Source organism: Micromonospora sp. MH33 (assembly GCF_003013775.1).
Lineage (GTDB): Bacteria > Actinomycetota > Actinomycetes > Mycobacteriales > Micromonosporaceae > Micromonospora > Micromonospora fulviviridis.
The window spans coordinates 1-10,438 of record NZ_MUYZ01000246.1; the positions used below are offsets into that span (position 1 = coordinate 1).

General features: G+C 74.0%; 9 protein-coding genes. 7 read left to right on the top strand and 2 right to left on the bottom strand.

Going from position 1 to position 10,438, the window contains the following annotated elements:
* Positions 1 to 1,408: penicillin acylase family protein (locus B0E53_RS27540; protein WP_107078688.1), on the bottom strand; the 1,408-nt coding region annotated here is incomplete at its 3' end.
* Positions 1,409 to 1,485: 77 nt separating this feature from the next.
* Between B0E53_RS27540 and B0E53_RS27545 the strand changes: the two genes are divergently transcribed.
* From B0E53_RS27545 to B0E53_RS27570, 6 genes are all read left to right on the top strand, one after another.
* Complete coding sequence (locus tag B0E53_RS27545; RefSeq protein ID WP_107078689.1) at positions 1,486 to 2,196, top strand: siderophore-interacting protein; 711 nt, start codon at positions 1,486 to 1,488, stop codon at positions 2,194 to 2,196.
* 123 nt (positions 2,197 to 2,319) lie between these two features.
* Positions 2,320 to 3,855 (top strand): aspartate aminotransferase family protein, encoded by a 1,536-nt coding sequence (locus B0E53_RS27550; protein WP_107078690.1) that lies wholly within the window; start codon positions 2,320 to 2,322, stop codon positions 3,853 to 3,855.
* Between the two features lie 26 nt (positions 3,856 to 3,881).
* The gene (locus tag B0E53_RS27555; protein ID WP_107078691.1) at positions 3,882 to 5,174 is read left to right on the top strand and encodes a lysine N(6)-hydroxylase/L-ornithine N(5)-oxygenase family protein; all 1,293 of its coding nucleotides are present in this window, start codon (positions 3,882 to 3,884) and stop codon (positions 5,172 to 5,174) included.
* A 116-nt stretch (positions 5,175 to 5,290) separates the two neighbouring features.
* On the top strand, positions 5,291 to 5,866 hold the full coding sequence (locus B0E53_RS27560; RefSeq protein ID WP_107078692.1) for a GNAT family N-acetyltransferase: 576 nt from the start codon (positions 5,291 to 5,293) through the stop codon (positions 5,864 to 5,866).
* A complete protein-coding gene (locus B0E53_RS27565) occupies positions 5,863 to 7,641 on the top strand; it encodes an IucA/IucC family siderophore biosynthesis protein (RefSeq protein ID WP_107078693.1) in 1,779 nt (592 codons plus the stop codon). The genes B0E53_RS27560 and B0E53_RS27565 overlap by 4 nt, the downstream gene beginning before the upstream one ends.
* Positions 7,638 to 9,128 carry an MFS transporter gene (locus B0E53_RS27570; RefSeq protein ID WP_107078694.1) on the top strand — a complete coding sequence of 497 codons (1,491 nt, stop codon included), beginning with the start codon at positions 7,638 to 7,640 and terminating at the stop codon, positions 9,126 to 9,128. The genes B0E53_RS27565 and B0E53_RS27570 overlap by 4 nt, the downstream gene beginning before the upstream one ends.
* A gap of 24 nt (positions 9,129 to 9,152) precedes the next feature.
* Here the strand turns inward: B0E53_RS27570 and B0E53_RS27575 are convergent, their stop codons facing one another.
* Positions 9,153 to 9,797, bottom strand: coding sequence for a hypothetical protein (locus B0E53_RS27575; RefSeq protein WP_107078695.1), 645 nt, complete (start codon positions 9,795 to 9,797; stop codon positions 9,153 to 9,155).
* 132 nt (positions 9,798 to 9,929) lie between these two features.
* On the opposite strand from B0E53_RS27575, the gene B0E53_RS27580 reads away from it, so the two are divergent.
* Positions 9,930 to 10,412, top strand: a complete 483-nt coding sequence (locus B0E53_RS27580) for a hypothetical protein (RefSeq protein WP_246835623.1) — start codon at positions 9,930 to 9,932, stop codon at positions 10,410 to 10,412.
* Positions 10,413 to 10,438 lie beyond the last annotated feature (26 nt).

A 10,438-nucleotide genomic window follows, 5' to 3' on the forward strand; every position in this document is an offset into this window, starting at 1 on the left:
TGGCCGGGTCGAGCGTCGCCGGGTCGAGCCGGTCGAGCACCGCCCGCAGCGGGCCGGCCGCCAGCCGCGTGTCGACGTGCACGGCGTCGGAGGGGACGCCCGCGGCGAGCAGGTCCCGGATCCGCGCGGCGCGGTGCGGAGGCGCGAAGTCGACCCCGAGGTCGGCCACGTCGTCGCGGCGGTCGTTGGCGCAGACCGCCATCCCGGCCACCTCGACCGGCTTGGTCTCGGCGTACCGGCCGGACCAGCGGTAGCGCGGCTCCCAGCCGGGCACCGGCACCCACCGGCAGCGGTCGTCGCGCAGCGGCACCAACCCGGCGACGAGCTGGCGCACCGCACCGTGCCGGTCGGCCACCAGCACGCTGTTGACCGGCTCGACCCAGCCGCGCAGCGCCTCGGCGACGTCGTCGGCGGTCCGCGCCCGCAGCAGCGGCAGCAGCGCGTCGAAGCCGAGGTCCGCCTCGACCCGGGCCGGGACCCGCAGGCTGAGCGCCTCGCCGGTGTGCCGGTCGTGGTCGATCACCGGGCCGCGCGGGGTCTCGATCACCTCGACCGGCTCGGTGGCGGCACCCCGGACCCGGATCCGCTCGACGTGGCGGCGGGCCGGCAGCCAGCCGTCGGCGTCCCGGACCAACACCCGCCCGTCCTCGCGGCGCAGGTGCTCGCGGTAGACGTCCTGGTAGTCGGCCATCGCGTTGGTGACCGCCCAGGCCACCTCGCCGGAGTGGCCGAAGTGCGGCAGCCCCGGCACCCCGGGGAAGGCGAACCCGAGCACGTCGAACTCGGGGCAGGCCAGCCGGATCTGCTGGTAGACGCCGGGCAGTTCGAGCACCCGGTGCGGGTCGCCGGCCAGCACCGGTCCCCGGCCGGCGGCCGGGTCACCGGGCACCACCCAGGCGTTGCTGCCCGACCCGTCCGGTCCCTCGACCGCGAACAGGCCGGTCGCCGCCGGGCCGAGGGTGGCCTCGACGTGCGCCCGCCAGAGCTTGTTGGGGAAGGTGCCGAAGAGGATGTGCTGGACCAGGAAGACGCCGAGCGGGGACCAGGGCCGCCACCGGCCGGGGGCGCAGCCGGTCGCCGCGAACTCGGGCGCGCCGGCCGCACCCTCGGCGAGCCCGGCGTTCACGCCGTCCACGTAGGCCGTGATCCACCGGCGGGTGGCGGGGGAGAGGCGCCGGAAGCAGCGGGCCGCGGTGTCGGCGAGGCGGGCCCGCCGGGCGAACCGGTCCCAGCCCAGCTCGGCGGGGCCGAGGCGGGCGGCGAGGCGGCCCTCGGCACGCCACCGCTCGACCTCGATCTGCCAGGCCCGGTCCAGCGCGGCGGCCCGGCCCTGGAGCCGGGCCAGCTCCTCGACGGTGTCGCCCCACAGCTGCGGTACGCCCCAGGCGTCGCGGCGGATGCCGCTCACCGGCCGGCCCGCCGTGTTGTGAATATCAACTTAGGTTACCCTTTCCTAACTTAGGCAGACCTTACTGGAGGGATCACGTGAAGCGGAACTGGGAAGCACTGGTGCTTCGGGCCATGGGCGGGCGGAACTTCCGGCTCACCGTGCTGGACACCGAACCGGTCGGCGACCGGTACCGGCGACTGCTGGTGGACGGCGGCGGCCTGCTGGACGCCTGCGGCGTGCACCCCACCATGTGGATCCGGCTCTGGTTCGACAACGGCGGCAGGCCGCACCAGCGGGCGTACACCCTGGTCGACCCGGATCCGGCCACCGGCCGGTTCCATCTCGAGTTCGCCCTGCACGACGGGTGCGCGGCCCGCTGGGCGGAGACCGCGGCCGTGGGCGACACCATCGAGGCCACCGTGCAGGGCAGCGCCTTCGCCCTGCCCGAGCCCGCGCCGCGCCACCTCTACCTCGTCGGCGACGCCGCCTCGCTGCCGGCGGTGAACAGCCTGCTCGACGCCGCCGCCGACGTGCCGGCCACGGTCTGGCTGGAGTACGCCCACGACGGTGAGCGGGCCCTGACGCCGCGCGCCCGGGACCACCACGAGGTCACCTGGATCCCGCGCGGCGCGGACGGCGAGGGACTGGTGAAGACCGTCCGGGACGCCATGCCGGCCACCGACGACGCGCACTACTGGGTGGCCGCCGAGGCGGCCAGCACCCGCGACATCACCCGGCACCTGCGCCGCACCCTCGGCGTCGGGCGGCACCAGGTGACCTCGCTCGGCTACTGGAGTGTCCGGTGACCGGCCTTCACCGGAAGTTAGGTTAGGGTAGCCTAATTTGCGCGATCATTTCCGGACGGCGAGACCGCGCCATGCCGTCGCGCCGTCGCCCTCGTGTCCGCTTCCGACCACTGAGGACTGCCCATGAGTCTGCCCGGAGCAACCGTTCCGGCCCCCACGGCCGGCGCCGGCCCGGCCGGCCCCCGGGACCACCTGTTCACCGCCCGCTCGCTGGACCGCTACCGTGGCGTGCTGGCCGAGGGGATCGAGCGGGTGGCCCGCCGGGTGGCCACCGCAGACCGGCCGTTCACCGGGGTCGGCCCGGACGACCTGGCCCCGCGCGTCGCGGCCGTCGACCTCGACCGCCCGCTCGGTGACCCCGGCGCGGCCCTCGACGAACTGCACGACGTCTACCTGCGCGACGCCGTCTACTTCCACCACCCCCGCTACCTGGCCCACCTGAACTGCCCGGTGGTGATCCCCGCGCTGCTCGGCGAGGCGGTGCTCAGCGCGGTCAACTCCTCGTTGGACACCTGGGACCAGAGCGCCGGCGGCACGTTCATCGAGCGCCGGCTGATCGACTGGACGGCCGAGCGGATCGGGCTCGGTGCCGCCGCCGACGGGGTGTTCACCAGCGGCGGGACCCACTCCAACCTCCAGGCGCTGCTGCTGGCCCGGGAGGAGACCCGGGCGCGGGCCGGACTGCGGCCCGGGCCCGAGGCGCTGTCCCGGCTGCGGGTGCTCACCTCCGCAGCCGGCCACTTCAGCGTGCAGAAGGCGGCCCGGCTGCTCGGCCTCGGCCCGGACGCGGTCCGCACCGTCGACACCGACCCGCAGCGGCGGATGCGCCCCGACGAGCTGGCCCGGGAGGTCGCCCGCTGCCGGGCGGACGGCCTGCTGGTGATGGCCGTGGTCGCCACCGCCGGCACCACCGACTTCGGCAGCATCGACCCGCTGCCGCAGGTCGCCGACATCTGCGCGGCGGCCGGCGTGTGGCTGCACGTCGACGCCGCGTACGGCTGCGGGCTGCTGGTCTCGCCGACCCGCCGGCACCTGCTCGACGGCATCGAGCGGGCCGACTCGGTCACCGTCGACTTCCACAAGTCGTTCTTCCAGCCGGTCAGCTCCAGCGCCGTGCTGGTCCGCGACGGCCGGACGCTGCGGCACGCCACCTGGCACGCCGACTACCTCAACCCGGCGCGCGCCGTCGAGCAGCGCATCCCCAACCAGGTCGACAAGAGCCTCCAGACCACCCGTCGGTTCGACGCGCTGAAGCTCTGGCTCACCCTGCGGATCATGGGGGCGGACGGCGTCGGCGCGCTCTTCGACGAGGTGGTCGACCGGGCCGACGAGGCCTGGCACCTGCTCGCCGCCGACCCCCGCTTCGAGGTGGTGACCCGGCCGGCGCTGAGCACCCTGGTGTTCCGCTGGCGCCCCGCCGGCCTGGCCGTGGACCTCGTGGACGACGCCAACCTGTACGCCCGCGAGGCGCTCGCCGCCTCCGGCGCCGCGCTCGTCGCGGGCACCCGGGTCGACGGCGCCCACCACCTGAAGTTCACCCTGCTCAACCCGGAGACCACCGGGGACGACGTCGCCGCGGTCCTCGACCTGATCGCCGAACACGCCGGCCGGTACGCCCGCGCCCGCGCCGCCGACGAACTGTCCTGCCCGGTCGGCTGACCGGCCGCCCGCCCTGGAGAACCCCCATGTCGACCCATGACTTCATCGCCGTCGGGCTGGGCCCGTACAACCTCGGCCTGGCCTGCCTGACCGCCCCGATCGACGACCTCGACGGTCTCTTCCTGGAGGCCCGCGACGACGTCGACTGGCATCCCGGCATGCTGCTGGAGAGCGCGCACCTGCAGACCCCGTTCCTCGCCGACCTGGTCACGCTCGCCGACCCGACCTCGCCGTACTCCTTCCTCAGTTATCTCAAGGAGACCGGCCGGCTCTACCCGTTCTACATCCGGGAGAACTTCTTCCCGCTGCGCGGCGAGTTCGACGCCTACTGCCGGTGGGCGGCCGCCAAGCTGCCCGGCGTCCGGTTCGGACACGAGGTCACCGCGATCGAGCACGACCCGGTCGACGACCGGTACGTGGTGTGCGCCCGGGTGGGCGGCCGGCAGGTCACCCACCGTGCCCGCCGGCTGGTGCTCGGCACCGGCACCCCGCCGCACGTGCCGCCGGCCTGCGCGGGGCTGGCCGGCGACGTGATCCACAACTCGCGGTACCGGGAGCACCGGGCGGCGCTGCGCGGCAAGCGGAGCATCACCGTGGTCGGCAGCGGGCAGAGCGCCGCCGAGATCTACCACGACCTGCTGGCCGACATCGACAGCCACGGCTACCAGCTGAACTGGGTCACCCGCTCGCCGCGCTTCTTCCCGCTCGAATACACCAAGCTCACCCTGGAGATGACCTCCCCGGACTACGTGGACTACTTCCACGGCCTGCCGGAGCCGACCCGCTACCGGCTGGAGGCGGAGCAGAAGGGGCTGTTCAAGGGGATCGACGCCGAGCTGATCAACGCGATCTTCGACCTGCTCTACGTGAAGAGCGTCGGCGGCCCCGTGCCCACCCGGCTGCTCACCAACACGGAGCTGACCGACGCCGCGTACGACCCGGCGCGCGGGACGTACGTGCTGGGGCTGCACCACGTCGAGCAGGGCCGCGACTTCACCCTGGAGACCGAGGGGCTGGTGCTGGCCACCGGCTACCGCTACCGGGTGCCCGCCTTCCTCGACCCGATCCGGGACCGGCTCCGCTTCGACGGGCACGGCCGCTTCGACGTGGCCCGCAACTACAGCATCGACCACACCGGACGGGGCGTCTTCCTCCAGAACGCCGGCACCCACACCCACAGCGTCACCTCGCCCGACCTGGGCATGGGCCCCTACCGCAACTCCTGGATCATCCGCGAGCTGACCGGCCGCGAGCACTACCCGATCGAGAAGAGCATCGCGTTCCAGGAGTTCGGCGCGCCCGCCGGGGTGGCCTCGTGAGCGCGAGGAGTGAGCCGGTTCTGCGAGCCCCGCAGTCGCGAACGGAAGGTGGCCTCGTGAGCGCGAGGAGTGAGCCGGTTCTGCGAGCCCCGCAGTCGCGAACGGAAGGTGGCCCCGTGACCGCGCCCACCCACCGCCGGCACGACCCGCGGCTCGGCGAGTTCAGCCTCCGCCCGCTCGACCCGGACGCCGACGCCGCGCTGCTGCACGGCTGGGTCACCCACCCCAAGGCGGTGTTCTGGATGATGCAGGACGCCGACGTCGACCGGGTGGCCGAGGAGTACCGGCGGATCGCCGCGCACTCGCACCACGACGCGTACCTCGGGTGCTGGCAGGGCCGGCCGGCGTTCCTCGCCGAGCGCTACGACCCCGCCCGGGTCGAGCTGGTCGGCCTCTACGACCCGGCCGTGGGCGACGTCGGGATGCACTTCCTGTGCGCGCCCACCGACACCCCCGCGCGCGGCTTCACCCTCGCCGTCCTCACCACGGTGCTGGACTGGCTCTTCGCCGACCCGGCCACCGGCCGGGTGGTGGTCGAGCCCGACGTGCGCAACACCGCCGTGCACGCGCTGAACGCGGCCGTCGGCTTCACCGTCGTCGGCCCGATCGCCAAGCCCGAGAAGACCGCCCTGCTCAGCGTCTGTACCCGCGAGCGGTTCCTGGCCGCCACCCGCAGAGAGGCCCCCGCGTGACCACCCCCGCCGCCGCCGTCGACCACCTCACCCCCGAGCTCTGGGCCGCCGCCAACCGCCGGCTGGTCCGCAAGGCCCTGGCCGAGTTCGCCCACGAACGGCTCATCACCCCCGAACCGCAGGGCCCCGGCCACTACCGGGTACGCGGCGACGACGGCGCCGTCGAGTACCGCTTCGCGGCCCGGCAGCTGAGCCTCGACCACTGGTGGATCGACCCCGCCGGCCTGACCCGCCACGTCAACGGGCGGGAGGCGCCGCTGGACGCCGTCGACCTCTGCCTGGAGCTGCGCGGCGCGCTCGGCCTCACCGACGCCGTCCTGCCCGTCTACCTGGAGGAGATCACCTCCACCCTGGCCGGGCTCGCGTACAAGCTGGCCCGGCCGGAGCTGGGCGCGGCCGAGCTGGTCGGGGCGGACTTCCAGCAGATCGAGACGGCGATGACCGAGGGCCACCCGTGCTTCGTGGCCAACAGCGGCCGGATCGGCTTCGGCGTGCACGACCACCACCGGTACGCCCCGGAGGCCGGCCGGCCGGTCCGGCTGCTCTGGCTCGCCGCCCACCGCGACCACACCACCTTCACCTGCGCCGCCGACCTGGACTACGACACCCACGTCCGGGCCGAACTGGGCGAGGAGACCCTGGCCGGCTTCGCGCGTACCCTCACCGGGCTCGGCCTCGACCCGGCCGACTACCTGCTGCTGCCCGTGCACCCCTGGCAGTGGTGGAACAAGCTGGCCGTCACGTTCGCCGGCGAGGTGGCCCGGCGGCGCCTGGTGCCCCTCGGCGAGGGGCCGGACGAGCACCTCGCCCAGCAGTCGCTGCGCACCTTCTTCAACGTCACCGACCCGGACCGGCACTACGTGAAGACCGCGCTCTCGGTGCTCAACATGGGCTTCATGCGCGGGCTGTCCGCCGCGTACATGGAGCACACCCCGGCCATCAACGACTGGCTGGCCGGCCTGATCGCCGCCGACCCGGTGTTCCGGCGGACCGGGCTGACGATCATCCGGGAGCGGGCCGCGATCGGCTACCGGCACCGGCAGTTCGAGGCGGCGACCGACCGCTACTCGCCGTACCGGAAGATGCTCGCCGCGCTCTGGCGGGAGAGCCCGGTGCCGGGGCTGGGGCCGGGCCGGCGGCTGGCCACCATGGCGTCGCTGCTGCACGTCGACCGGGCCGGACGCTCGGTCGCCGGTGCGCTGATCGCCGCGTCCGGGCTGGCCCCGGCGGACTGGCTGCGCCGCTACCTGGACGCCTACCTGGTGCCGCTGCTGCACGCCCTGCACGCCTACGACCTGGCCTTCATGCCGCACGGCGAGAACGTCATCCTGGTGCTCCGCGACGGCGTGGTGGAGCGGGTGGTCTTCAAGGACATCGCCGAGGAGATCGTGGTGATGGACCCGGAGGCCGACCTGCCCGAGGCGGTCCGCCGGATCCGTGCCGCCGTCCCCGAGGACGAGAAGGTGCTCTGTGTCTTCACCGACGTCTTCGACTCGTTCCTGCGCCACCTCAACGCGATCCTGGCCACCGAGGGCATCGCGGACGAGGAGACCTTCTGGCGGACCGTGGCCGAGTGCGTCCGGGCCTACACCGAGTCGGTGCCGCACCTGGCCGACCGGCACGACCTGTTCGCCCCGGAGTTCGCGCTCTCCTGCCTGAACCGGCTGCAACTGCGCAACAACCAGCAGATGGTCGACCTGGCGGACCCGTCGGCGGCGCTCCAGTTCGCCGGGACACTGGCCAACCCGCTCGCCCCGTACGCCCCGCGGCCGTGAGCGCCCTCGCGGCGCCGGTCGCCCCGGTCGGGCGGGCGGTCCTGCGGCACCGCTGGTGGATCCTGGCCGTGCTCTGCCTGGCCCAGGTCACCGTGGTGCTGGACAACACCGTGCTCACCGTGGCGGTGCCGGTGCTCACCACCGAACTGGGCGCCACCACCAGCGACGTGCAGTGGATCATCAACGCGTACGCCCTGGTGCTGTCCGGCCTGCTGATCAGCGCCGGCAGCGCGGCCGACCGGTACGGCCGGCGGCGGATGCTGCTGGTCGGGCTGGTGCTGTTCGGGGCCGGCTCGCTGGCCGCCGGGCTGGCCACCACCACCGGCCAGCTCATCGCGGCCCGGGCCGGGATGGGCGTCGGCGGCGCGCTGCTGGTCACCGCCACCCTCGCGGTGGCCGTGCAGGTCTTCGAGGGGCCGGCGCGGCAGCGGGCGATCGGGGTCTGGGCGGCGACCAGCGCGCTGGGCTTCGCCGTCGGGCCGCCGGTCGGTGGGGCGATCCTCGCTCACCTGCCATGGCAGGCCATCTTCCTGGTGAACGTGCCGGTGGTGCTGGTCTGCCTGGTGGCCGTCCGGCTGCTGGTGCCGGAGTCCCGCAAGGCGGCCACCGGTCGTCTCGACGTGCTCGGCGTGCTGCTCTCCACGGTCGGGCTCACCGGCGTGGTCTGGGCGATCACGGCCGGGCCGGAGCAGGGCTGGACCGACCCGACGGCCCTCGCCGCGGCCACCGCCGGCGCCGTGCTGCTCGGCGTCTTCGTGGCCTGGGAGCACCGGGTCGCCGACCCGATGCTCGACATGGGGCTGTTCCGCGACCCCCGCTTCGCGGGCGCGGTCTCCGGCGTCGTGCTGATCACCTTCGGCGCGACCGGCGCGCTGTTCCTGCTCACCCAGCAGTTGCAGTTCGTCCGCGGCTATCCGGCCTGGGAGGCCGGGCTGCGGATGGCGCCGTTCGCGCTCTCCATCGTGGCGCTCAACCTCACCGGCGTGGCCGCCGCGCTGATCCGCCGGATGGGCCGGCCGGCCGCGGTCGCCGTCGGGATGGCGCTGCTCGCCGTCGGCCTGCTGGCCGTCACGTACACCCCGGGCGACGGCTATCCGGCGCTGCTCGGCGGACTGCTGCTCATGGGGGCCGGCTGCGCGCTGGCCAACCCGGCGATCGTCGAGGCGGTGGTGAGCGCGCTGCCGCCGGAGCGGGCCGGCGCCGGGGCGGGTGTCGACGGCACCATGACCGAGGTCGGTGGCAGCCTGGGCGTGGCCGTGCTTGGCGCGGTGCTGAACGCGCGGTTCGCCGCCCTGCTGCCGGCCGCGCTGGCCGGAACCGGCTCGTTCCCCGCCGCGCTGGCCGCCGCCGGCTCCGACCGGGACCGCGCGCTGGTCCGGGACGCCTTCCGGGTGGCGCTGGAGACCGGGCAGACGGCGGGGGCGGCGGCGGTGCTGGCCGGTGGGCTGGTCACCGCGTACCTGCTGCACCGCGCCCGGCACCAGTGACGGCGCCGGGCGCGGCCCGCCGGGTCAGGCGGCGGTGGACCAGATGGCGCGGAACGCGGCGGCCTCGCCGGCGAGCCACTGCTCGACCTGCTCCGGCTTGACGTCGGCCGGCATCCGGTGGGACTCGCCGCGCCGGACGTCGACCAGCACCGGCTCGGCGTGCGGCAGGACCGCGTCCATGTGCCGGGCCATCAGGTGCAGCGTTGCCAGGGTGGTCTCCTCACTCGGCGGGGCCTCGTCGAAGTGCAGCCGGATCGCCTCGGCGCGGCCGTCGGCGTAGCGCACGCCGAACTGTGGGTTGATCTTCACGGGCAGGTCGCCCAGCATGGCCAGCGCGTCGCGGGTCTGGGCCAGGTCGACGCCGGCCGGCTCGCCGAGCGAGTGCAGCCAGTCGGTCGCGCCGGGCACCAGAGCCTCGTAGAGCGGGCGCCAGCGCGGCTTGACCAGGTCGGCGACCTGGGCCAGGTGCGTCCCGCCGGTGTGGAAGGCGACGTCGGCCTTGAGCGCCTTGACGAACTGGCCGTGCGGGTTGAAGCCGTGCCGGCTCGCCCGCTGCTTGCGCAGGCCGCCGACGAAGGTGGCCTTGGTGGGTCCGGTGCGGTCCACGTAGCGGGTGAACCCGAGGAGGGTGGCGTAGGGGGTGACAGGGGCGGAGGTGGGCGCGATCACGAGCATCCTCCCAGGTCAAAAGCTCGATTAGTACATACATTCTAATCGACGGGTCTGACATCGCCCAGGGTCTGGAGCGGCCTCTTCGCACGGGACATCGTCTACAACTACGGCGAGGCCGACGCGACCGCGGTGACCGTCACCCTCGACCTGAGCAAGCTCTCCGACGCGGTCACCGCCTCCGTGTCGGACTGGGACGACACCTGCAAGCTCGCCGACGCCAAGGTCACCTGCATGGTGGGCAGTCTCGCGGCCGGACAGGTCACCACCGTCTACCCGGTGTCGCTGGCCAGCCGCACGGGCGCCACGCCCGGCGACGCGGGCTCGGTCACCGTCACCATCGCCGGCGCGGAGGACGACGCCAACACCGGCGACAACACGACCAGCTTCCCGGTCACGGTGGTCCCGTCGGGCCCCGACCTGGTCGCCGAGCGAGTTCCCCAGCGTCGCCTCCGGCTACGGCCGGATCAAGGCCACCGTCAAGCTGAAGATCAAGTCAGCTCCGGGCACCGACGGCACGATCGTGGTCGACGGCGCGACCTCCTCCACCGAGTCGAACCCGACGAACAACACCGCCCGCATCGTCATCACCGGCGGCCAGGGCGGCTCCGGTGACGGCAGCGGCGGCTCCGGCGGCTCCG